General features: G+C 42.2%; 16 protein-coding genes. 13 read left to right on the top strand and 3 right to left on the bottom strand.

The window, feature by feature from the left end:
- Nucleotides 1–118: 118 nt before the first annotated feature.
- Nucleotides 119–1,807 (top strand): BCCT family transporter, encoded by a 1,689-nt coding sequence (locus BO48_RS12855; RefSeq protein ID WP_496367905.1) that lies wholly within the window; start codon nt 119–121, stop codon nt 1,805–1,807.
- A 43-nt stretch (nt 1,808–1,850) separates the two neighbouring features.
- On the opposite strand, the gene BO48_RS12850 is transcribed toward BO48_RS12855, so the two are convergent.
- A complete protein-coding gene (locus BO48_RS12850; RefSeq protein ID WP_496367903.1) occupies nt 1,851–2,303 on the bottom strand; it encodes a 2-thiouracil desulfurase family protein in 453 nt (150 codons plus the stop codon).
- 93 nt (nt 2,304–2,396) lie between these two features.
- Between BO48_RS12850 and BO48_RS12845 the strand changes: the two genes are divergently transcribed.
- Nucleotides 2,397–3,122, top strand: a complete 726-nt coding sequence (locus BO48_RS12845; RefSeq protein WP_496367901.1) for a DUF2087 domain-containing protein — start codon at nt 2,397–2,399, stop codon at nt 3,120–3,122.
- A 121-nt stretch (nt 3,123–3,243) separates the two neighbouring features.
- On the opposite strand, the gene BO48_RS12840 is transcribed toward BO48_RS12845, so the two are convergent.
- Nucleotides 3,244–3,981, bottom strand: coding sequence for a YqjF family protein (locus BO48_RS12840; RefSeq protein WP_496367899.1), 738 nt, complete (start codon nt 3,979–3,981; stop codon nt 3,244–3,246).
- Nucleotides 3,982–4,106: 125 nt separating this feature from the next.
- On the opposite strand from BO48_RS12840, the gene BO48_RS12835 reads away from it, so the two are divergent.
- From BO48_RS12835 to BO48_RS12800, 8 genes are all read left to right on the top strand, one after another.
- Nucleotides 4,107–4,370, top strand: coding sequence for a hypothetical protein (locus BO48_RS12835; protein ID WP_496367897.1), 264 nt, complete (start codon nt 4,107–4,109; stop codon nt 4,368–4,370).
- A 109-nt stretch (nt 4,371–4,479) separates the two neighbouring features.
- The gene (locus BO48_RS12830) at nt 4,480–5,106 is read left to right on the top strand and encodes a YkyA family protein (protein ID WP_496367895.1); all 627 of its coding nucleotides are present in this window, start codon (nt 4,480–4,482) and stop codon (nt 5,104–5,106) included.
- Nucleotides 5,106–5,912: a polysaccharide deacetylase family protein gene (locus BO48_RS12825; RefSeq protein ID WP_496367893.1), complete on the top strand. Its 807-nt coding sequence runs from the start codon at nt 5,106–5,108 to the stop codon at nt 5,910–5,912. Before BO48_RS12830 ends, BO48_RS12825 begins: the two co-directional genes overlap by 1 nt.
- On the top strand, nt 5,909–7,093 hold the full coding sequence (locus tag BO48_RS12820) for a putative glycoside hydrolase (RefSeq protein WP_496367891.1): 1,185 nt from the start codon (nt 5,909–5,911) through the stop codon (nt 7,091–7,093). The genes BO48_RS12825 and BO48_RS12820 overlap by 4 nt, the downstream gene beginning before the upstream one ends.
- Nucleotides 7,094–7,183: 90 nt before the next feature.
- The gene (locus BO48_RS12815; RefSeq protein WP_496367889.1) at nt 7,184–7,768 is read left to right on the top strand and encodes a superoxide dismutase family protein; all 585 of its coding nucleotides are present in this window, start codon (nt 7,184–7,186) and stop codon (nt 7,766–7,768) included.
- Nucleotides 7,769–7,960: 192 nt separating this feature from the next.
- Complete coding sequence (gene solA / locus BO48_RS12810) at nt 7,961–9,145, top strand: N-methyl-L-tryptophan oxidase (RefSeq protein WP_496367887.1); 1,185 nt, start codon at nt 7,961–7,963, stop codon at nt 9,143–9,145.
- A gap of 4 nt (nt 9,146–9,149) precedes the next feature.
- Entirely contained in the window at nt 9,150–10,280 is a 1,131-nt protein-coding gene (locus BO48_RS12805) for a M20 family metallopeptidase (protein ID WP_496367885.1), read from the top strand.
- Between the two features lie 148 nt (nt 10,281–10,428).
- Nucleotides 10,429–11,295, top strand: a complete 867-nt coding sequence (locus tag BO48_RS12800) for a LysR family transcriptional regulator (protein ID WP_496367883.1) — start codon at nt 10,429–10,431, stop codon at nt 11,293–11,295.
- 83 nt (nt 11,296–11,378) lie between these two features.
- Here the strand turns inward: BO48_RS12800 and BO48_RS12795 are convergent, their stop codons facing one another.
- On the bottom strand, nt 11,379–13,367 hold the full coding sequence (locus tag BO48_RS12795; protein ID WP_496367882.1) for a catalase: 1,989 nt from the start codon (nt 13,365–13,367) through the stop codon (nt 11,379–11,381).
- A 202-nt stretch (nt 13,368–13,569) separates the two neighbouring features.
- On the opposite strand from BO48_RS12795, the gene BO48_RS12790 reads away from it, so the two are divergent.
- The 3 genes from BO48_RS12790 (at nt 13,570) to BO48_RS12780 (ending at nt 25,566) form a co-directional block, all read left to right on the top strand.
- The gene (locus BO48_RS12790; RefSeq protein ID WP_496367881.1) at nt 13,570–14,940 is read left to right on the top strand and encodes a hypothetical protein; all 1,371 of its coding nucleotides are present in this window, start codon (nt 13,570–13,572) and stop codon (nt 14,938–14,940) included.
- Nucleotides 14,940–15,416 (top strand): pyrimidine dimer DNA glycosylase/endonuclease V, encoded by a 477-nt coding sequence (locus BO48_RS12785; RefSeq protein ID WP_496367953.1) that lies wholly within the window; start codon nt 14,940–14,942, stop codon nt 15,414–15,416. Before BO48_RS12790 ends, BO48_RS12785 begins: the two co-directional genes overlap by 1 nt.
- Nucleotides 15,417–15,885: 469 nt before the next feature.
- On the top strand, nt 15,886–25,566 hold the full coding sequence (locus tag BO48_RS12780) for a Cna B-type domain-containing protein (protein WP_496367879.1): 9,681 nt from the start codon (nt 15,886–15,888) through the stop codon (nt 25,564–25,566).
- Nucleotides 25,567–25,703 lie beyond the last annotated feature (137 nt).

Genomic DNA, 25,703 nt, shown 5'->3' with positions numbered 1-25,703 from the left:
TTGTTTATTTTATTATCCACTGACTGGCCCTGATTCTGAAAAAATAACATTCGAATTTTGCCTGGTTAGTAGGGTATGTGTATATGTACAACACTAAATTTATAAGGAGGATCTATTAATGAAAAATAAGTCACAAGTTACTCCCGTCTTTTACATCTCGCTTGCGATTGCGATTGTTTTCATTCTCTGGGGCGTCATTGCGCCTGGAAATGTAGAGACGGTATTAGGTTTTATCAACAGTTTCATATCGAATAGCTTTGGCTGGGTCTATATGCTGGCAATGACAGGGTTCGTCCTGTTCGCATTATTCCTGGTGCTCAGTCCATACGGTAAGATCAGATTGGGTAAACAGAATGAAAAGCCACAGTACAAGTATTTTACATGGTTCTCATTCCTGTTCACTGCAGGTATGGGTGTCGGTCTCGTCTTCTACGGTGTGACGGAGCCGCTGACACATTATCATAATCCGCCGTCTTTAGAAGGTGCAGCGACCGGAGCCGGAAGAGAAGCGCTGCAATATACATTATTCCACTGGGGCTTCCACCCATGGGCAGTATACGCAGTCGTCGGTCTGGCACTTGCGTATTTCAACTTCAGACATAAAGCACCGTTGCTTATGAGTTCATCACTTGTCCCGCTGATCGGTGACCGCCGTGCAAACGGCTGGATGGGTAAAAGTGTGGATGTTCTTGCGGTATTCGGTACAATTTTCGGTATCGCAACCTCACTTGGTCTCGGTGCGACGCAGATTACTGCGGGTTTAAGCTACAGCTTTGACTTCATCGAAAACAACCTGTTTTCTCAGACGATAGTCATCCTGCTGATCACTGTTGCATTCGTCTTATCAGCATCGACAGGTCTGAACGTGGGTATCCGCTACTTGAGTATGGGTAACGTGGTTATTGCCATTTCATTGATGATCTTCGTATTCATATTCGGGTCTACAGTTACTATGTTCGAGACGTTCCTGACTAACGCGGGTAACTATATACAGAACCTGCCGAGTATGACGCTCGGTATGAACTCATTTGAGGGGGACCGAGGCTTCCTCAATGACTGGACATTGTTCTACTGGGCATGGTGGATCGGCTGGTCTGCATTCGTCGGAAGTTTCATCGCCCGTGTTTCACGCGGCAGAACTATCCGTGAATTCATTCTTGGTGTTACCGGTGTACCGGTACTGTTCAGTGCGTTATGGTTCGCAGTATTCGGCGTTGCAGGTATCGAATCAGATAACCTGGTCGGCGGCGGACTGTACAATCTGATAGCAGAAGAAGGTAACGAAGTTGCATTGTTCGCATTCCTGGAAAACTATCCTGCTGCACCGCTCGTCATGGGTATCGCGATCCTGCTGATCGCATCATTCTTCGTGACTTCTGCAGACAGTGGTACTTTCGTACTGGGTATGCTGACAACAGGCGGCTCATTGAACCCGTCACTCAGAGTCAAGCTGATCTGGGGGGCAATCCTTTCAAGTACTGCACTCGTACTTCTGTTCTCAGGTGGACTGAGTGCAATCGAGATGGCAATGCTGATTGCTGCATTCCCGTTCACTCTGGTTGTCATACTGCTCGGGGTCTCGCTCTTTAAAGCGCTGAGAAACGAATTCAAGATTATAGAGCTTGAAAGAAGACAGCTCATTTATGAGCCGGGCTACCGTGAAGAGACGGAAGAAGAACTTGAAGAAAGAATCGAAGCATTCAGAGCATCACTGCCGGATCAGGTTGCACCTGATATAGAGGAAGCAGACGAAGAAGCTGTTGAGGCAGAAGATGAAACGGATGAAGAGAAAAAAGAAGATAAGTAAACAACATAAAAAGTGAGTGCCCGGGTCCGGGCACTCACTTTTTTTATAATGTTTCAAATTCTTTTTCGGAAATGAGCTGGATGCCGTTCTTTTCAAGCAATGCTGTCGTCACACCGACGCCTTGGATTTTATTGCCGCTGAACGTACCGTCGTATATGAAAGAGCTGCCGCAGGACGGGCTGTTTTCTTTCAGTACAACCATTGAAGGCTGAAATTCTTTGAATACATTCAGTGTCTCATAGGCGCCGTTTAAAAATTCCTCCGTGACATCTTTACCGGATGTATCCACAATTTTCGATTTCCCCTCAAGGACATCGTGACCGTCCCCGTTTTCAATTTCTGCAGGCAGCCGCGGGGTCGACAGACCGCCGAACACTTCCGGACAGACAGCGATCGCTTTTCCTTCATCCATCAACTTGCTGATTTTCTCGTCCAGACTGTTGTTGCCGTCATATCTGACATTTTGACCGACCAGGCATGCACTCACCAATATCATATGATCACCTATATTATAAAAGTTATTGTAAGTATAGTATCATAATTTGAAGAAAAGGAAGTTGTATGACTTATTAATGTGCAGGTGAAATGGATGACGAATATTAAAGACAGGTTTTTCAAAGACGGTAAACTGGTGCAGATTCCAAAGAAGGAAAAGATGAAACTTCAGTTATTTGATGAGCTGATTAAGGCATTTGACCGGAATCATGTATATAAAGAAAAAGAAGTGAATGAAATCTTGAAAGAAACTTATCCGGACTATGCTGTTTTAAGAAGATACCTGGTGGATTATCAATACTTTCAGCGTACAGATGATGGCAGTCAGTATCAGGTGAATACGGAAGTGACTTTAAAATTTTATGACGAGTCCCATTATGGAGATTTGGAGAGATATGTGCTGACTGAAGCACATGAATATTATTCAGCAGCACCGCTTGATGCTCTGAAGAGCTGTGAAAAAATTGATGAGAGACGATTGGTCCTGATCATCCAGAGGCGTCAGGTTGCAGGGGTGTTTATTTTACAGAGCGGTGATATCGTTCAGAAGTATACCAGCAATTCTGACGCGCTTGTGATGTTCAGCTACTCGGTCGACTCCACCAAGCAGGAGCGCGGCGTTGCGACATCCTCTTTCCGTGAGCTGGATGCTTTTGTGAATGAGCATTATGATAATGTTGAAGAAGTTGCTCTCGGAGTCAATGTGAAGAATAAAATTGCGCAGCATGTCTACAAAAAAGGTGGTTTTACCGCAACTGGCGATACGTTTATCGGACCTCTCGGCAGGCAGATAATTATGAGTAAGAAAATCAAGGCGTGAATGGTTTGGAATATAACGAGCTTCTTTGGAATTCCGGCCGTCTTACTCGTTTTTCGAAGCCGAATCGTGATTATATTGCTGATTTCGCCGGACTTACTCGCCAGCCACCATTGTCTCACTATCACTCAGATTTCACCAGCGGCCAGAAGATTACATCCAGCACGGGGGAGTAGTGTGCGACGGCGGGCTCTCCCTCTATATCTCCGGGCAGTAATGAATTGATCGAGTCGGGATTATAATCTATGGAGACGTCAGCGAGCTTCCATTTCAAATGATGGATGCCGATATGAAAAACTGTGCTGCGGATGGTTTGATACAGTCTGTACCGCTCAAACAACCAGTGATCCAACGTCGCTTCTTCTGCCGGCGCAGCACTGGAAAGGATTTTATACCTTGCTTCGAAATATGCTTTATCACTGTGCTGGCGCCTGCTTGAATAGTGCACCCAGCCATGCTTCTCCTCTCTTTTCATCTTCGCTTTATAATAAGGGAGTGTAACAGTTCTAGCCCCGAGCACCGGCATGATTTTTTCGGCATCCAGACTGAAGAAATAAACCCCTGGAATCCCTTTGTGTTTAACGTAGGTCCTCACATTCAATTCCAGAAATTTATGAAAGTATGGAAATCTGGGCATGCTTCTGAGTCCTAGGTTCCGTATAAGAAAAGGAAATATGGATATCCAGGCTTTGCCGCCGTATAAATCGAGATCCAGTTCTCGAGGGATATGGGGCAGGAGTTCTCCGGGATCCACCGGTATATGCATGCACACTAAATCTTCCCATCTTTGATACATCATCCACGGATAATCAGGCAAGGGGGCGGTTCTGTGCTCGGTATAATTCAATAGACGATTCTTCATAATGAGCCTCCAATTCTTATTATTCTGTAGCCTCAAATAATGAAGTGTAAACTTCTCCCGTACATTTCAAGTGAAATATTTTTAAGTGTTCGTTCCTGCTTTCAAATGGGGATATATAAGTTGATATGGTGCTATGGAAGTACGCTGTACCAGTGACAGTCGTCCTGTTCAGTGGAATAATATTCAACTTTATACTTTTTTCGGAAATCGGCCTTGCCAGTCCGGAGGGTATCGTTTCAGCTTGGTTCTGGCCGGTTACGGCAGTAATATATTTTATTGATTTAAAGTCATGGAGTAAAAAATATGAAGGATTGATCAGGGCAAAATTTGAAGAGTTGCTGGAAGAAGAACGATATAAAATTCTTTTAAGGCACATTACTTCCCAGTAGTGTGCCATTTACATTTAAAACCCTTTATTTCTAAAAAATTCTAACGATACATTCATTTTACATATAAAAATGTTATAATGTCTCTAAATCAAATATAAGGAGTTTGTATATGAGAGTGGGATTGTTAATGATATCAGGTATGATTTTTGTACTTGCCGGATGCGGAGATACTTCCAGCCAAGTCCAAAGTAATATCGAGACTCTTGAAGAGTCATCACTTCAACATGAACTTCAATCATTAATCGATTATGAGATAGAACTTCAACAGGATTTTGAAACTGCACTGAGCGGGGAGGACTTATCCAATTTCAGCGATGCCTCTGCCGCAGTATTTTCAAACATTGATTCCAGAAGTGGCACACTGGATGCTTTGACGGAAAAAATGGCTACATATGAAGAGGCACAGGAAGAGTTGCAGAATCTCTCCATTTCTGAAGATGAAGCGGAGATGGAAGATGTTGTGGATTCCATGACTGAATCATTGGAATCGGTCAATGGCACGATGCAGTCATTTCTGCCGCAGTATGAAGAGGTTTTGAATCAGGAGCGTGACTATTTTAATTCACTGGGTGAGTCAGGTGCAGGTTATGAAACTTTTAAAGGCGGAATCGAAGAACTGAATGAACAGCATGAGGAAATCAATGATTTTTATCATACATTGGACGAAGCCATCACTGATTTAAACACGAATAAAAACCAACTCAGAGAAATAATCAACGAAGAAGGTGACTCATAATGAAACATTTACTGTTAATTATGGTCGCCTTTTTATTAGTCGGCTGCAGCAACTCTGAAAGTCAGAGTGAAGAAGTTAATGAAGCAGAAACAGAGACAGAAGAAGCTGCTCAGGAAGAACCTGAAACCAAAGAGGAACCGGCAGAGCCTGAAAAGACATTCTCTTATGAAGTGCATCCGGAAACCTTTCAGATCATTCCATTGGATGACGCGGATCCGCAAGTTGCTTTACTGACAATTGATGATGCACCGGATCAGCATGCTGTAGAAATGGCACACATTCTGAATGACATGGATGCCAATGCGATATTTTTTGTGAACGGCATGTTCATACAGGATGAAGCGGGTCAAAATGATTTAAAAGAAATTTATGATATGGGATTTGAAATTGGCAACCATACGATGACGCATCCTAATTTAGAGCAGATTGATGCCGAACAGACAAGAGAAGAAATTATTCCGGTGAATGATCTGGTCGAGGAAATTACCGGTGAAAGGCCCCGGTTTTTCAGAGCACCGTTTGGCGTGAACACGGATGCTTCCATAGAAGTGGTTGCAGAGGAAAACATGACATTGATGAATTGGACTTACGGTTATGACTGGGAGGCGGAATACCAGCAGCCGGAGGCTCTGGCAGATATCATGGTGAACACGGAATTTTTATCTGATGGTGCGAATCTGTTAATGCATGACCGGGAGTGGACAAAAGAAGCGCTGCCTGAAATTGTTGATGGACTGAGAGGGCGGGGTTTTCAATTGGCTGATCCGAAAGAGATCAGCAACGCTGCAGAGGAGATGACTGAATGAGGATTAAATATTTACTGATTTTTATTGCTGTAGTAACCCTTTCGATGTTCAGTAACGGCAAAGTGGGGGCTGAAATGCTGGATATCGATGATGAACCGATTTTAACTTTGCCGGAAAATATACCCGGTCATTTTCTGTATGACAGCGGTGTGGAAATTTCCTATCCGGATGATGGTGTCAAAGGGATATTTGTTTCCGGGTACACTGCAGGCAGCGAACGCATGAATGAATTGATTGATTACGTAAATACATCCGGACTGAATTCGATGGTCGTCGATGTTAAAGAGGACATGGGCGATATCATGATGGAACTGCCGGTCGAAAATGATATCGCAATGGCGAATTCTTATACTTATACGGATTCCGAGACGCTGATGTCACAGATGGAAGAGAATCAGATCTACCCGATTGCTCGTGTCGTCGTATTTAAAGATTCAAGACTCGCAGAGGCGGAACCGGAACTGTCATTTCTGAATCCTGACGGCTCGATTTGGGAAAACGGACGCGGCGAAAACTTTGTGAATCCGTTCTTACAGGAAGTCTGGGATTATAATCTAGAAATTGCGGTGGAAGCGGCTAAGCTTGGCTTCAAAGAAATCCAGTTTGATTATGTCAGGTTCCCGGAAGGATTTGAATTTTACGGAGAAACTTTGGATTTTGATTTAGGGGACTATGTGGATGAAGAAGATGCCGGGACAAGAAGGGTCAATGCTGTCACCGACTTTGTAGAATACGCCGGAGATGCCCTCGAGCCTTACGATGTGGATGTTTCTGTGGATATATTCGGCTACGCGGCAACACACGGCGTAGCTGAAGGCATCGGACAGGACTTCAGTCAGATTTCAGAAAATGTGGATGTAATATCTTCTATGGTTTATCCGAGTCACTGGGGACCGGGTTCTTTCGGTATTGATGCACCGGACACAGAGCCATATCAGGTCATTGATCAATATATCCAGGCTGAGAATGAAGTGCTTGCTGCACTTGATGATCCGCCCGTCAGCCGTCCATGGCTGCAGGATTTTACAGCATCATATCTGGGCGCAGCAAACTATTTGAATTATGATGTGGAAGAAATTGAAACGCAAATTCAAGCGTTAAAAGATAACGGAGTGGATGAATTTCTGCTGTGGGACGCCTCCAATCAATATACAAGGGATGTTGATTACGAATTGGAGTAAAATTTTGTAAAAAATTCTGAAAGTATATGTAATATGCGTTTATACCACTTTAAACAGGGGAACCGTCCCAGTAAAGGATGGAGGGATATCATGAAGCAATGGGCTTTTATTCCAATGTTCATATTGGTTTTAGTACTTGCTGCATGCGGAACCGGAGAAGAAGCCGGGGAGAGTGCGGATGAAGACAACGACGGCGGCGCAATTCAGGTAGAGTCGGAAGAGATTGAAGTGACGATGTACGGCACTGATGAAGAGGAAATCGGTACAGCGACATTTTCTGAAGCGGATGACGGTTTGACGATTGCTCTTGAAGCGGAAGGTCTCGAGCCAGGGACACATGGTATGCATATTCATAATGCCGGCATGTGTGAAGGACCGGATTTCAGTTCTGCCGGAGATCATTATAATCCGACAGATGCATCCCACGGTTTTGACCATGAAGACGGTCCCCACGCAGGTGACCTCGAGAATATAGAAGTGGATGAAGACGGTACTGTATCGACAGAAGTGCCGGCAGAAAATGTCACGATTCTGGATGAAGAAGTGGAAACTTCACTGCATACAGAAGATGGTACAGCTTTAATCATCCATTCTGGTGAAGATGACTATGAATCACAGCCGTCGGGCGATGCCGGTGACCCGGTCGCATGCGGTGTGATCACAGAAGCACAGTAATTCGTACGGACGGAGCAGAATCCCATGGATTTTGCTCCTTTTATATATTCTGGCATCAAAAGAATTCAATCTATCTCTCATACAGATATCCATCATCATTTATAATCATTTTACATGTAGATATGTAAGCGCTTAAAATGAAGTCAAGTACAAATATTACGGCATTATTTCATGCCTCGGGGAGTGATGGAATTGACAAAGCATTATGAAGTGATCGTAGTGGGCGCAGGATCCATGGGAATGGCGGCAGGCTATTACTTGGCGGAGCAGCGGGTCAACACATTGATGATTGATGCATTCGATCCGCCGCATGAAAACGGCAGTCACGCAGGACAGACGCGTCTGATCCGCCACGCATGCGGTGAAGGTCTTGAATATGTACCGCTTGCACTGCACGCTCAGAAATTATGGGATGATCTCCAGGCGAAAACGAATGAACGAATTTTCATGAAAACCGGCGTCGTGACGTATGGTCCGGCCGAATCACTGTTCGTCCAGACGGCAATCGAAGGCGGTCACAAATATAAGCTTAACTATGAAACATTGTCAGCGGATGAAATCAATGCCAGATGGCCGGGCATCAAGGTGCCTGACGGCCAGATCGGCTGTTATGAACCGGAAGCGGGCATGCTTTTCTCCGAGAACAGTATACTCACGTTCAGACGCCTCGCTCTGGCAAAAGGTGCTGAACTGAAAGTCCATTCACCGGTAATGAACATCGATATCCATGACGATTCCGTCAAAGTCGATACCGCGAAAGAATCATTCACAGCAGATAAACTGATCATTTCCGGCGGTGCATGGAATAAAAAGATCCTCGAAGACCTGGATATGAAAATAAACATCCAGCCATCCAGACAGACCATCGCATGGTTTGATTCCGACGATGAACTGTACAAAGCGGACAGCTTCCCGGGTTTCTTTGCGGACGTTCCGTCCGGCGTCTATTACGGTTTTCCATCCATCGACAGCGGCGGTTTTAAAATCGGCCGTTATGATAACGGGGACGATGTCGACCCGGCTTATTACAACAGGGAATTCGGCACTTATGAAAAAGATGAATCGGATATCCGCGGTTTCATGGGTCAATATATGAAGGCGGCAAACGGCAGCCTCAATGTCGGGAAAACATGCCTGTTTACGAATACGCCGGATGAGAACTTCATCATCGATAAACACCCGGAGCATGATCACGTTGCGATTGCTGCAGGCTTTTCCGGCCACGGCTACAAGTTTTCAAGCGCAGTCGGCGAAGTATTGAGTGAACTTGTCACTGTCGGGGAGACGAAGCAGGACATTTCACTGTTCAGCGCGACGCGTCCGAGTCTCCAGCCTGAAAATAAGGATGAAGTTTATTTCAAAGCGAGAGGGAAGTGATTGTTTGCAGACGAACATTGAATTTCTGCAGTCATTAATCAAGATAGACAGTACAAATCCGCCGGGTAATGAGCACCGGGTAGTTGAAAAATTCATCGACAGAAGTAAATCGGCAGGTCTTCCGTATAAAGTGACCGGCCTTTCAGAGAACAGAAGCAATTTCTCTGTGACACTGAAAGGCAGTGATGAAAATAAAGGACGATTGCTGTTGTCCGGTCATACGGATACAGTGAAAATCGGTTCACAAAAGTGGATACATGGCCCGTTTGATGCAGAAATTGATGACGGCAAAATGTACGGCAGAGGAACGACGGATATGAAAAGCGGTCTTGCTGCATTGTATCTGGCTTTGGAATCACTGCATGAAGAAAGATTCGAACCCGCAAGAGATGTGGAGTTTCTTGCCACTGCAGGTGAGGAAGTCGATTCCGTCGGTGCGGCGCATTATGTGAAGACAGAAGGGATGGATGATGTCGATGCGATTGTAATCGCCGAGCCGACGAGCGGAAAAGTCGTTGCCGGACACAAAGGGGCCCTGTGGATTGAAGTTTCACTGACCGGCAAAACTGCACACGGTGCGATGCCGGAACAGGGCATCAACGCTGTCGAGGCAATGGGCAAAGTGATCAGCCTGATCGAAGAACTGAAGGAAGAATGGCTGGAAGAAAAGGCGCCACTCGGCAAAAGCAGTGTATCCGCCAATATGATTTCCGGCGGTATCCAGACCAATGTCATCCCGGACGAGTGCACGCTGAACATCGATATACGGACAGTCACCCCGAATGTCCATGATGATCTGTACGAGGCATTTAATAAAAGACTGAGCAGTTTATTTTCAGGGGATGCCCAGCCGGAAGTAGAGACGAAAGTGCTGCTTGACCGGGCGACGGTGGTGACCGAAGATGATGCGGCCATCATTCAGGATGCACTCGGAGTTGCCGAACAGGAGACGGTCGGTGGCGTATCCTACTATACAGACGGATCCGTGTTGAATCCGGACAGTAAAATTCCGACATTGATATACGGTCCGGGCCTCGAGACGCTGGCACATCAGCCGAATGAATATGTGGCAGTCGAAGCATTTGAGGCGTCTATAAAATTTTATAAAGACTTGATAAAAAAATACGCAGGTTAAGATGAAAATGAAGACAGACTCCAACATGGATCTGCCTTCATTTTTTTGCCGTAAACTGCTATAAGCACTGTTCTGTACAGCTTTGCACAACAAAACCAAATAAATTTTGTGTATAATACGGTTCAAATAACAGGAACGGGGCGATTTTATGGAATTCAAAGACTTGAGGATTTTCCTGAGTGTCAGTGAACTTGGGAGTATCAGCCGCGCTGCCAAATCATTAAACTACGTCCAGTCACATGTCACTTCCCGCATCAAGTCGCTTGAAGCAGAGCTCAATACACAGCTTTTCCTGCGTCACAGGAAAGGTACCACTCTGACGTCCGAAGGCAGGAAACTGCAGAGTTATGCAGAACAGATACAGAAAACGATGAACGATATAGATAAAGCGTTCCACGATACCGACCATCCGTCGGGCAGACTGGATATCGGCACGGTTGAAACAATCAACAGACTGCCGGCGATCCTTTCGATGTTCGGAAACTTCTATCCGGCCGTATCATTATCCATCGACAGCAGTGTTACTGACACAATCATAAAAAAAGTGGCGGATAAAAAGCTGGACTGCGCGTTTGTTGCAGGTTTCGTGCAGCATCCGTCCCTCAGCAGAGCCGAGCTGTTCAAAGAAAAGCTGGTGCTCGTACATGGTGATAAGAATGCGACACTGGAAGATTTGAAAAACATGCCGATGCTCGTCTTCAAGCCGGGCTGCAACTACAGAAGAAATCTTGAGAGATGGTTGAATGATGAAGAAGTGGAAGATGCAGCGATTGTTGAATTCGGTACACTGGAGACGATTCTCGGCAGTATAAAATCAGGGCTCGGCATCAGTCTTGTACCCGAGTCCACCGTGAAGGAGGCTCTTGATAGAGAAGAGCTGTTCGGCTATGAACTGTCTCCGACATACAGCGAAATCTCCACGGACTTCATCTGGCATAAGGATACGTATATGACGACGGCAATGAACAAGTTCATCCAGACCGTCCAGGAATACAGGGATGCCATCGTTTCGTGACCATATTTACCGGAATTAGGATTTATAAAATTCACGGCAAATAAAAAGCGCTCCTGAAAAGGAGCGCTTTTACTTCATACTGGTTATCTGTCCCATACTCTGTGGTTTTTAACATCTTCCAAGAACTTGTCCAGTTCCGTTTCTATATTTGATACGCCTTTATCTTCTTCTGAAAATGAAAGTTTACTGAAAGATGGATTGCCGCCAAAGCCGATGGCTTTTTTATGCTTGAAAGCAATTTCAAGCTGTTCGATTACCGGCGGCTGAAGGTCTTCTTCGCCGCTGATGACAATCATTGAGTCGAAAAGGACTGAGTGGACTGTATCCAATGTTTCATCAATTGTTGTATCTCCGATCGTGTAAATCTTATCAGAGATGAATTTGACCTGCAGACCCTTTTCTTCAAGCTTGGTTCTTGTCTCGTTTAGTGTATCTTCTGTCACGTCCGGAGTGATGATGACACCGACAGTACGTGTGTTCAGTGAGAAATTGGTATTCATCATACTGAGTGCCGGTGAACTTTTTTCATAAGTCGATTCTTCGTTTTCAGCCGGCAGTTCTGCACCGGTATGGTCTGCGACATATTCCGCAAGATTACGGTCGATCTTATTGATCAATTCTCTCACTACGATATTTCTGATTTCCATATCACATTTTCCAAGTTCGAAGCTGAATGCATCATAGAGATGCTGCTGCTCCGTTTTGGAAAGGGAGTTCAGGAACATTTTAGCCTGACTGAAATGGTCTTTGAAGCTGTCGTGTCTAGCCTGTATCTTTCTGCCTTCGACTTTTTCCTGATAGTGTTCATAGCCACCCTCTTCAGGACTTGCCGGTTCGGGCTGGTTATCATTCATATAGTTTTTATGATGTGCGGTCTTACCTTTATGAATGGACATCTGGCCATAACCGTCACGCTGGTTGTTGGTGAATTCAGCTAATGGCCGGTTGATTGGCAGCTGATGGAAATTCGGTCCGCCGAGACGGATCAGCTGTGTATCGGTGTATGAGAATAATCTGCCCTGCAGAAGCGGGTCATTTGAGAAATCGATGCCCGGCACGACACTGCCCGGGTGGAAAGCGACCTGCTCTGTTTCTGCAAAGTAGTTATCCACGTTTTGGTTCAATGTCATTTTACCGACAATCTGTACAGGTACGTCTTCTTCCGGCCACAATTTCGTCGGATCAAGAATATCGAAATCCATATTGAACTCATCTTCTTCAGGGATAATCTGAAGCCCCAGTTCGAATTCCGCAGGATGGCCGTTTTCTATATTTTCCCAAAGTGTCTGTCGGTTGAAGTCGATATTTTTACCATTGATGATCTGGGCTTCGTCCCATAATACCTGGTGCATGCCGTCTACAGGCTTCCAGTGGAATTTGACGAAGTGGCTCTTGCCTTCTGCGTTAACCAGTCTGAAAGTGTGGACCCCGAAACCTTCCATCATGCTGAAACTTCTCGGAATCGCACGGTCACTCATCAGCCACATGACCATATGCGCGCTTTCGGTGTTCTGAGAGACCCAGTCCCAAAATGTATTGTGCGCTGAAGCAGCCTGAGGTATTTCATTATGAGGTTCAGGCTTCACCGCATGGACCATGTCGGGGAACTTGATTGCATCCTGCATAAAGAACACTGGCATATTGTTGGCTACAAGGTCGTAATTACCTTCATCTGTATAAAATTTCGTAGCAAAACCGCGGACGTCACGCGGAATATCCATGGAGCCCCGGCTTCCCGCTACAGTAGAGAACCGTGTGAAAACAGGTGTTTTCTTTCCGGGTTCGGTCAGGAATTTTGCCTTTGTATATTTTTCCAAAGATTCATAAACTTCAAATTCACCATGTACGCCGAAGCCTCTGGCATGGACGACACGTTCAGGAATTCTTTCGTGGTCAAAATGTGTTATTTTCTCACGTAAATGAAAGTCCTCCATTAGCGTCGGACCTCTTTCTCCAGCTTTCAGAGAAAATTCGTCTTCACTGACAGGAAGTCCCTGGTTCGTAGTGAGCGGTGCTTTCTTCGTATTATCTATCGTATCCCGCTTATTCAGTTCGTCTTTTTTCTTGGACATTAAAAAATCCCTCCTGAAAATTGAGTTATAAATTACTTACCCTTTAATATATGGATTCAACCTGTAATTATATGTAAAAAACATAGAAAATTAATTTATCTGCATAAATTAATTCGTCAGGAAAAATAGTGCGGGAGATTCTGCTTATCTCGGTATGCTGATGTATAATTAAATCAATAAGAATTTAAAAGCAGGTGAGATAATGACGAACCTTAACGAAATAAGAGAGATTGTAGAAAATACTGATCACGACACCCTTCAAAATTTTGTCGTGAATCTGCTCAGTGAAGATGAAAATCTGGTGATGCGTCTGCGTCTCCTCAGTAATAACGAACTGACAAAAGAGGACTTTGAGCAGTATAAAAAAAGATATCAGGAAATCGTCAATCCAAATGTGGAAATAGGCAGTTTTGTACCTTACAGAAAAGCGATGAGAATGGAAAGAGGTTTGAATGATTTCCTGACCGAAGAAGTGACAGGTCTCGTGAATAATAAATATTTCGATGAAGCCTTCGACATCACCAAATTGATTTTCCTCAGACTGAATAAATTAAATATTGATGATTCCGGCGGCGTGGTGCACGATATCATGCGTGAAATTTTCAGGGTCTGGCAGGCCATTTTAAATCAAGCGCCGAAAACAATCGCAGCGACAATGTTCAGATGGATCATTTCAAGACGTGACCATCTGGGGGACACGACAGATCCCGACCAGTATCTGGAATTTCTTTTGGATAATTTCAGAGAACCCAACCAGATGGAAAGAAAACTTCAGATTGCGGGCCAGCAGGTGGAAGAACTGCAAGGGGCAATAAATCCGGGAGCATACCCTGTGGAAGAAGAGAGATGGGCGAAGTTTTATTTGGAATTGTCGGACCAGATGGATGATGACTATAAAATCGAACAGTTTATCGGAAGTCACCTATATCTGTTTGAAGTGAGAAACTTTGCGATAGAGCGGCATATTTCAAAAGGAGAGTATAGCAAGGCGATAGAATTGTTAAAAGAAGGCAGAGCAATTGAATTTAAAGGGCCTGAACTGAACAGGCAGTATACCATTCAGCTGAAAGAACTGTATAAAACAAAGAAAAACCATGAAGCCTATTTGAAGGAACTTTGGCTGCTTACCACCATGTATGATTTCCATAGTCTTGAATCCTTCAATGAATTAAAAGCGCAATACAGTGAGAAGGAATGGCCGGAAATACGAGAAGATGTTTTTCAGGCACTCCCTGAAAATGCACGGCTGGCTGACTATTACAGAAATGAAGGTCTGGAAGAACGCATTCTTGAATATGTACAGAATTCAACATATTCCGGAGATGTACTCACTTATGAAGATGATTTAAAAGACAAATATCCGGATGAAATGCTGGATATATATGAAAAATTCGCAAGAGGTAGGATGAGGATGGCCAATGAGCGCAGACTGTACAAAGAAGTGGTGGAGTTCACCAAAGGTATGCTGAAATATACGGGCGGAAGAGAACGTGTCGATCAATTGATTGAAGAATGGATAGTAGAATATAAACACCGTCCGGCGATGTTTGATGAGCTGGAGAAACTGAAGTGATGCAGATATTCAGAGTGAGCGAAGATCACCAGATCAGCGCACAGTTTCTCGATAACAGAAGACTGTCGAAGCAGGTACTGGAGTTATACCAGATTATCAGAGTGTGTCTGGGAGCACTCGGACTGGCAGAAGTGAACACCCGCTATCTCCACCATCCGGTGGTAAAATCCGTATATAATGAAGGGCGGCCATTCGTGTTTGACACTTTGTCATTGCTGGAGGCCATGGATGCAGAACACTTGAGAAGAGGCGGTAAACGTTCAAAAGAATTTCGGGAAGATTTAGAAGAATTAAGTTTACTGATAAAAGATCATTCGCCTGAAGATAGTTTCAGTAACGAAAAACTGCCGCCGTTTTATATTTATGGTACAGAACGGTGTTTTACAAATGAAGCTTATAAAAAATATGAAGAATTATTATTTCAAAAATGGAGTGCAGATAAAATTCCTGCGCGATGTAATTTGAAAAGCCTTTAACCTATTCGGGATTAAAGGCTATTTTTTATGTCTGTTTCTAACATACATGTAATGCACATAGTAATATTACAAATATTTGCAGAATATACGCACATAACTTTAAAATGTAATAAATAATCTTTAGATTTCTAGATTTTTATATTGCAAAAGTTTTAATTTGAGGTACACTGTTCCATGATACATATTATGTAATGAGATACATATCCAGAAAATCATTACTTAAAAATACAAAAAAAGTGTATCTAAACTCTTTTTGTAACAACTTTATGAAATTTAATATCAGATAAAATTCATTTAATATAAAATTCATATGCTGATGAATAGGATGCCCTCCTTTGGAAACAGTGGAGGCATAAAATTGTATGCATATTTTATACAATGTAATTCTGATATTAAACCTGTCTGTCCCCCTGATGTTCCCCTGCATTTACGCAATTTTTTACAAATGTAAGTAAAGGAGAATGGCTAGATGAAGAAAATAACAATCACGTCTCTCTCTCTTCTGCTTATTCTTACTTCTTTATTTTCAACTCCAATATCAGTATTAGCGAATACTGAAGCTGAGCCGGAAGATGGAAATATAGAAGTAGAGACAACTGAAGAAGCAGAGGCGGAAGACAGTAATACTGAAGAGGCTGAACCTCCTGGTGATGAAGAATCTGGCACAGAGCCGGAAGAAGCAGCAACTGATGAGGAAGTAACGGAGGAAACCTCGGAAGAAACGACAGAAGATGAGGCAGTATCTGAGCAAAATTCTGAAGAAACAACAGAAGAAGCTCCTGAAGAAGAAGAGATTGATGAAGAAAGACACGGTTTTTATTTAGAAATTGCAGAAGCGCTGAATGCAGACGGAAACCACTTCACTGAAGAAGAGGGCTTGGATTCTGAAGAAGCATTTACTTTAAGACTTGAAAGTAAATTGGATGCAGATCAGAACTATCAGACAGATGATGTTGAAACAGTTCAGCTGCCAGCATCTGTAGTTGTTGCTGAAGCAGAACAGGGCACAGTAAATTCAAATGGTAAAGATATTGCTACATATACTATACATACAAACGGGAAAGTGGAATTTACTTTCTTAGAAGCCGTTGAATCAGCTGGTGCAGTAGATGAGCTGGTTGATGTCAGCGTTTATATTAACGAAAATTCTGTAGATGAAGAGTTTGCTTACATAACTCCTATCGAAGCAGAAGAACAAGTTGTTATTCCATTATTTGTTGAGGAAGAAGTAGTTGAAGAAGCTGCAGAGGAATCTGAAGAATCTGTGGAAGAAGATGAAGCGGCAGAAGAGGAATCCGAAGAGTCGACGGAAGAAGACGAAACAACAGAAGAGGAGTCCGAAGAGTCGACAGAGGAAGACGAAACAGCAGAAGAGAAATTTGAAGAGTCGAAAGAAGAAGACGAAGAAAAACAAGGGTTTTCTTTAGCAATAGAAGAAGCACTTAACGAAGATGGCGAAGTGTTTACTGAAGAAGAAGGTCTTGATCCTGAAGAAACTTTAACTTTGAGAGTTCAAAGTAACCTGGAGGAAAATCAGAACTATCAGGCAGATGATGTAGAAGTAGTAGAACTGCCATCATCAGTTGAAGTTGCAGAAGCGACACAAGGTACTTTGGAATCAGATGGTACTGAAATAGCGACTTATAACGTAAGTGAAGATGGCATAACTGAATTTACATTTTTAGAATCGGTAGAATCAGTTGGAGCTGCAAATTCAACGGTTGAGGTAGAAGTTTATGTTAATGAAGATTCTATGGACGAAGAATTTGCATATATTGATCCGATTGATGAAGAAGAACAGTTAGTGGTGCCTCTGGCTGTTGAAGAAGAGATTGCAGAAATTGCACCTTTAGCTGAATTAACACAGAATATCTTTGAGTTCAGAAGTTTAACTCATAATGGTGAAGAGATTGAAGATGGTGCGACCATTGATCTTAGCGACGGTACTCAAGTAGAACTCGTTTTTGACTGGCATACTGAAGGATTGAATGCACAAAGTGGAGACACTGCAACGATTCAATTGCCGGATGCTTTTGATCAAATCACTACACCGGCTACACCTCTTGTTACAAGCGGCATAACTGTAGGAACTTATCAAATTCAAAATGGTGAGCTTCAAATAATCTTCAATGATAATATTGAAGAGGGCGATGTTTCCAATGGAGAAATCGGTTTAAACTTAGACTTCAATTTGCAAAAATTTGAAGAGAATATTGAACAGGTAATTAACTTTAATGATACGACAGGCAAAGAATTAAATGTGATTGCCAGACCGAACAATTTAGCCAGCGGTATTACAAAAGAAGGACATCCTGATCAGGCTCATAACGCAAGTGAGATTACTTGGACAATTGATGTGATGAACAACAGCAGTGAAGCAGTTACTACAGCTACATTGGCAGATATTTTACCAGAAGGATTGGGTGAACCTGAGGATTTTGTCATAACAGAATTATCTACAAATTTAAGTGGTGACAAAGTAACAGGTGAAACAGTTGACGATGTTACACCAATTCCAAATGATAGTGGATTTGAATTAGCTTTCGACAACCTGGAACCTTATCAGGGGTATCGCGTACAGTACACAACGCCTATTACGGATAGAACTCTAACAGAATTCACAAATGATGCGACATTCCATGATGGAGAATCTGATTTACCGGCAGAAGCAACAGTTTCTGGACTTACAGCAAGTAATCCAATTGAAAAGTCTGGTTCATATAATGAAGAAACGGGACAAATTGATTGGACAATTGTAGCAAACGAAAATGGGTCTGCTATAGAAAATACAATTATAGATGATATTTTACCAGAGGGACTATCAGTAGATGAAGAAAAATTTGCAGTAGAAAAATTTGTTGATGGAGTTAGCGACGGGAATGTAACAATTGAAACCAATAATTTCCCAGTTAACTTAGGTCCGACAGCTGCAAACGAACACTACGAAATTAACTTTAGTACAAATATAGATTATGGATCTGATTATCAAACTGAAAATGATTTTGAAAACGTAGCAACTCTAAATAATGGAGAAGAAGAAATTGGCAGAGACGAAGCTGTTGTGGAATTTGACAGACAGCCTCTTTTAGAAAAAGGAGTCACTTCCGGCGGAATTGACTATGACAATAAAAAGATAAGCTGGACTGTTGATTTAAACAGAGCTCAACATGAACTTAATGGTGTAATTGTAACTGACACACTCCCTGAAGGGCTTACTTTAACAGCAGATGATATTATCATTACTAACAGTGACGGTGAAACTGTAGAAGCAAATGTTACTATAGCTCAGGGTGTTACAGACAGTGAAGGCGGCGATATCACATTTGATTTTGGAGATATCAGCACACAGCACATCACTATAAAATACAACACAGAGATTACAAGTTTTGACGTAGACAGTTTTGCTAACACTGTAGGATTAGTAGGTGACGGTATTGGCGAGGAAGAGCACACGACAACTATCCCTGCTAGCCCTCCTGCAAACAGTTTTGAGAAAAACCATACTGCTATTGATTATAATGAAAAAACAATGGATTGGAACTTAACAGTCAACCCAATCAGAGAAGGTATTGAATCACTTGTTATAGAGGATACTTTCCCGAACAAAGGTATGATTTTACTTCCGGATACAGTAACGGTTAAACATTCTGCGAATGATGAATTAACATTGGGTACAGATTATACTTTAGAACCTAGAACAGAAGATGGAGAAACAGGTTATCAAAAAGGTTTTATCATCAATCTGATTGGTGATTATGCGACTCTGGATGGCGGTACTTTAGAAGTTGAATACCAAACGTCTTATGATCCACAGTTGGAAGTTGAAGGCAATACTTTAGATGCTCATCCTGATGAAGATGGCCAGGCCCAGATCTATTTAAACAATGCTCACTTCACAGGTACTACAACAAGCGGTCATGATGTTGATGCGGATAGAGGAGCCAGCACTACTGTCAGAGAAGATTCATGGAACAGCGGTTACAAAGAAGGCCAGCTTGTTCACGAAGACAGCGAAGGTAATATAGTAAATGGCTGGCAAGGCGGTACGGAAAGAAAAATTGCATGGCAGCTGTATACCAACTACCAGCAGCAAGATCTCGGTAGTGATGTAGTCATCACAGATACACTTCAATATGAAGGTTCTATCGAGGAGGACAGTATCAGAGTGTCAACTTATACAGTTGCAGCTAATGGTGATACATCCATTACAGAAGAAGTGTTAGATCCTGGTGCTTATAGTGTCAATGTAGATGGTGATACATTTACACTGACATTTAACCAGGAAGTATCAGAAAGATATGCTGTAGAATTTTTAACAACAGTACCAAATACTTCCGAGGAAAATTATACTAATGAAGCAACAGTTTCAGTAGACGGTAATGACTCTCCATACAGCGGTACTGTGAGCTATGAAAACTATGATAATTTCTTAGATAAGTCATCAGTTGGGCAAGAAGGTTCAGATGTTTATATTGGTGATGAAGTTAATTGGGAAGTTCAAGTGAATGATAGCTTGTCTATTATAGATAATGCAGAAATAACAGATATCTTAAGCGCTGGATTAGAGTATGTACAAGGTACGCTTGAAATAACAACACTGGATGGTAATGCATTAAGTGAGGGTGAAGATTATGTTCTATCTAATACAAAAACTGAAGACGATAGAACAAGACTGAACATTGAACTTAATGAATCATTAAATCAAATATTAGTTTTAAACTACACAACAGTGGTAACAGCAGAAGATGGAGCGACAGTAAACAATGAGGTGACTTTAAGCGGTGACAACATTGAAAATAGAACTGTAACAACTGAAGAATTGACAGCGGAACAATTCAGCTGGGCATCTGGTGATTTTAATCCAAATCGTGGAGCACTGCAGATTGTTAAGTCTGACTCTGCATCAGGAGATGCAATTGCAGACAACCCGGCAATATTCGAATTGTATTATGATTTGAATGGTGAGCGAGTACAATTTGGAGAACAACTTCAAACTGATGACAATGGTGAAATTTTAATTGGGAACTTGCCACTCAGGACATATTACTTAGTAGAAGTTGAAGCACCTACTGGATATGTTATTGATGAAACAGAACAAGTCATTGAAATAACTGAACCATATGGAACTGGGGAAGGAACATATGAGACAGAGTTTACAAATACTAAAGAGAAAACAGATGTTTCAGTAACAAAAGAATGGCTCGATGAAGAGAATCAGGATGGATTACGTCCAGGTTCCATAGAAGTTCAACTGCTTGCCGATGGTGAAGCTTCAGAAAGCATTGTGACATTGTCAGAGAATAATGAATGGACGAATACTTGGACTGATTTAGATGAATACAAATCTAATGGGGAGTTAATTAACTATACAGTTGAGGAAGTTAATGTTCCTGATGGTTATGAATCAGAAACGAATAGTGATGACGATAACAATATTACTATTACAAACACTCATGTTCCTGAAGTAACTGAAGTAACTGTATCCAAGAGTTGGGATGATGCTGATAACCAGGATGGTGTCAGACCAAACAATGTGACAGTTAATCTCTTAAACGGCAGTGAAATTGAAACATCAGCCGTATTAAATGAAGACAATAATTGGCAACATACTTTCGATGATTTACCGAAATTTGCCAACGGTGAAGAGATTCAATACAGTGTGACTGAGAATGTTGTCGCAGATTATTCAACTGAAATAGATACGACAGAAACAGATACAGGTCTTAACAGTGTTGTAACAAACACCTATACTCCTGAAGAAACAACAGCTACTGTTACAAAATTCTGGAATGATGGTGACAACCAAGATGGTAACCGTCCGGAAACAGTTACAGTACAGCTGTTAGCAGACAGAGAGCCTGAAGGTGAACCGGTAACATTAACAGCATCTGATAACTGGACTTATACATGGGAAGGTCTAGATCTGAATGCCTCTGGTTCATCAATTGAATACACAGTTGAAGAAATTGAAGCACCAGAAGGCTATGAAGTAAACATAAATAATGAAGATCATGGAAATCTCATGATTACAAACACTTATGAACCAGAAATGACTGAAATTCCAGTAAATAAAGTATGGGACGATGAAAATGACCAAGATGGTGTTCGTCCTGATAACATCAGAGTTAACTTGCTTGCTGATGGAGAAATTTTAAAACCAGCTGTACTTGATGCTGATGAGAATGGTGACTGGGGCCATACATTTACGGAACTTCCTGTAAATGATGACGGTGAACCGATCAATTATACAGTTACAGAAAATGCAGTTGAAGATTATTCAACTTCCATCCAGGAGACTGGAGAAGGATTTACTGTAACTAATACACATACCCCAGGCCAGACGAGTGCGACAGTTACAAAAGACTGGGATGATGAAAATAACCAGGATGGTAACCGTCCTGCAAGCATCGAAGTTCAGTTAACAGCTAATGGTGAGCCAGAAGGTGAACCGATGACGCTTTCAACAACTAATGATTGGACATACACATGGCTGGAGTTGGATACTCATGCTGATGGAGAAGAAATCAATTATTCAGTTGAAGAATTGAATACTCCGGAAGAATACGAAGTATCTATTAATGATAATGACCATGGTAATATGATTATCACTAACAGCTATACACCAGCAGAAATTGAAGTGCCTGTTTCAAAAGTTTGGGACGATGAAGAAAATCAAGACGATATTCGTCCGAACAATATAACAGTGAACTTGATAGCCGATGACGGCGGTATTGTTACTACAGCAATCTTAGATGAAGAAAATGACTGGCAGTACACTTTCACTGAGCTGCCGCAGTTCGATGATGGTGAAGAAATAAGTTACAGAGTGACAGAGAACTCTGTATCGGAATATTCAACATCTATTAGTCAAAATGAAGAAGAAGAATTTGTTATCACAAACAGTTATACCCCTGAAGAAACGAGCGTAACAGTAACTAAAGGCTGGGATGACGCAAGTGATCAGGATGGTGCACGTCCGGAAAGCATTGAAGTTCAATTGCTTCAAGAAGGTGAACCGGTTGGAGATGTAGTGGAAATTACTGCTGAAGAAAACTGGACATACACTTGGCAAGGGTTGGATGTTAATGCTGATGGTGAAGCAATTGATTATTCAGTTGAAGAGGTAAATGTACCGGAAGGATACAGTGTTGGTGTCAACGATACTGACCACGGCAATATTATTCTTACAAACAGTTACACACCTGCTGAAACTGAAATACCTGTAGAAAAAATATGGGATGATTCAGATGATCAAGATCGTGTTCGCCCAGGCGAAGTGATTGTGAATCTGAATGATCATAAAGGTGAACTCGCAGCGCGTGTTCTATTGAATGAAGATAATGACTGGCAGCATACTTTCACTGACTTGCCTGAATACGCAAATGGTGAAACGATCAATTACACAGTTACTGAAAATGCTGTAAATGATTATTCAACATCTATAGAAGAAAATGAAGATGGGGTGCAAGTCATTACGAACAGCTACACTCCTGAAGAAACAAGTGTAACGGTCACAAAAGGTTGGGATGACGGGAATAACCAGGACGGCAATCGTCCGGAGAGCATCGAAGTTCAGCTGTATGCCAACGGTGAACCCGAAGGAGAAGCAGTAGAGCTTACTTCAGAAGATGACTGGACTTACACATGGCAGGGTCTTGCTTTAAATGAGGAAGGCGAAGCGATTGAATACTCAGTGGAAGAATTGAATGTTCCTGAAGAATATGAAGCGGCTTATAATAATGAAGATCGTGGAAATATTATAATCTCGAATAGCTATTCAACACAGGTTACTGAAATTTCTGGCACGAAAACATGGAATGACGCAGATAACCAGGATGGCAAACGTCCGGAATCCATCACAGTAAATCTCTTGGCAGATGGTGAGGAAGTCGATTCACGTACAGTGACTGAAGCTGAAGACTGGACGTATACTTTCACAGACTTGCCAGTATTTGAAGAGGGTAATGAAATAGAATATACAATTGAAGAAGTTTCAGTTGAAGAGTACGAAACGGAGATAAATGGTTTTGATATAACAAACAGTTATACTCCGGAAACAACTGAAGTGACTGGAACGAAAACTTGGAATGATGAAGAGAATCAGGATGGTAATCGTCCGGCTTCAATTACAGTCAACTTACTCGCTAACGGTAACCAGGCGGATTCAGTTGAAGTGACAGAGGAAGACGAATGGAATTATTCATTCACTGATTTGCCTGTATATGAGGCTGGAGAAGTGATCACTTATACAGTAACAGAAGATACTGTAGCTGATTATTCTTATGAACAAACCGGTGAAGAATTTGACATTACAAACAATTACACACCGGAAGAAACAAGTGTAACAGTGACAAAAGGCTGGAATGACGGCAGTAACCAGGATGGTAAACGTCCTGAAACAATTGAAGTCCAGTTGACAGGAGACGGTGAGGCGATTGAGGAACCAGTCACTTTATCGGAAGAGAATGACTGGATGAATACTTGGAATGGACTTGACTTAAATGCTGATGGAGAAGCAATTCATTACTCAGTTGAGGAGTTAAATGTTCCTGAAGGTTATACGTCAAATATCAATGACAGCAATCATGGCAATATCATTGTAACGAATAGCTACACACCTGAAATGATAGAGATTCCGGTTGTAAAAGTATGGGATGATCTTGGCAATCAGGATGGCGAACGCCCGTCTCAGATTGAATTGAATCTCTTGAATGACAGAGGAGAAATCGTCAGAACGGCTGTTGTGTCTGATCAGGAAGGCGACCAGTGGCAGTATACTTTCTCAGAAATTCCAAAATATGAGAACGGTTCTGAAATCAATTATACTGTGACTGAAGACTTCGTCTCAGATTATTCGACAAGTATTGAACAAAATGAAAATGGAGACCCTATTATAATCAATAGTTATACACCGGAAGAGACGAGTGTGACTGTTACAAAAGGGTGGGATGACTTTAACGATCAGGATGGTAATCGTCCGGAAAGTATTGAAGTGCAATTGACTGCTGATGGTGAAGAGACAGGTGAATCATTCACTTTATCAGAAGAAAATAATTGGACAAATACTTGGACTGGGCTTGATGTGAATACTGATGGGGAAGCAATTGACTATTCGGTTGAAGAGCTGAATGTCCCTGAAGGCTATACATCAAGTATCAATGATGAGAATCATGGCAATATCATCATCACCAACAGTTATACACCGGAAACAGTAGATATCCCTGTTATGAAAGTATGGGATGACTCCGACAATCAGGATGAAGTACGCCCGGATAATATCACTGCGAATCTATTGAATGATGAAGGCAAAGTTATTGAACAAGCTATTTTAAGTGAAGATAATGACTGGAACTACACATTCGCTGATCTGCCAAAGTTCGCAGAAGGTGAAGAAATCAATTATTCAGTGACAGAGAATTCCGTAGCGAATTACTCAGCGTCCATTGAATCGGACGACGACGGTTTTGTTATCACAAACAGCCATACACCTGAAGAAACAAGTGCAACAGTGACAAAAGGCTGGAAGGATAAGAAAGACAAGTATGATAGCCGTCCGGACAGCATCGAAGTTCAACTTCTTGCTGATGGAGAAATTCACGGTGATTCTGTAACACTATCTGATGATAATAATTGGACGCATACGTGGAATGGATTGGCTGTAAACGACAATGGTGAACCGATCACATATTCAGTTGAAGAGCTGGATATACCAGAAGGTTATAAATCGATTGTCAAAGACAAAGATCACGGTAATATTATTGTGATCAACGATTATACACCTGAAGATCCAGAGACACCTGGAACAGAAGATCCAGGCACGCCTGAAACTGAGGATGGTGAAGATCCACCAACTGACTCACCAGATAAAGAAACACCTGGTACTGACGAAAAGGATGACAAGCCAACCGATTCATCAGATGAAGGCACACCAAGTACTGAAGAAGATGAAACACCAACTGGTTCAACAGATGAGGGGACACCTGAAACCGAAGAGGGAGAAGGTACACCTGGTTCTGGAGAAGACGAAGGCTCAGACACTTCATTACCGCTTACTGGTGTAGCACTCGGCAGTACAATTGCAATCATTGCAACAGTATTGCTCGCTATCGGTGCAGCATTACTATTCTTTGCAAGAAGAAGAAACAATTAATTTAACGGAAACATTGGAGCCCTGGGAGATAATATATCTCTCGGGGTTCTTTTTATTTCCTGTTAGAGGTAAAATTTTCATGGTATTTGCTGTATAATAAAAGTAAATAAACCAAGATAACCTTTAAGGAGTCTGTT

Source organism: Lacicoccus kunmingensis DSM 17847, from assembly GCF_059568765.1.
The sequence above is the reverse complement of the archived record's forward strand: the minus strand, read 5'-3'. Positions and strand labels throughout refer to the sequence as shown.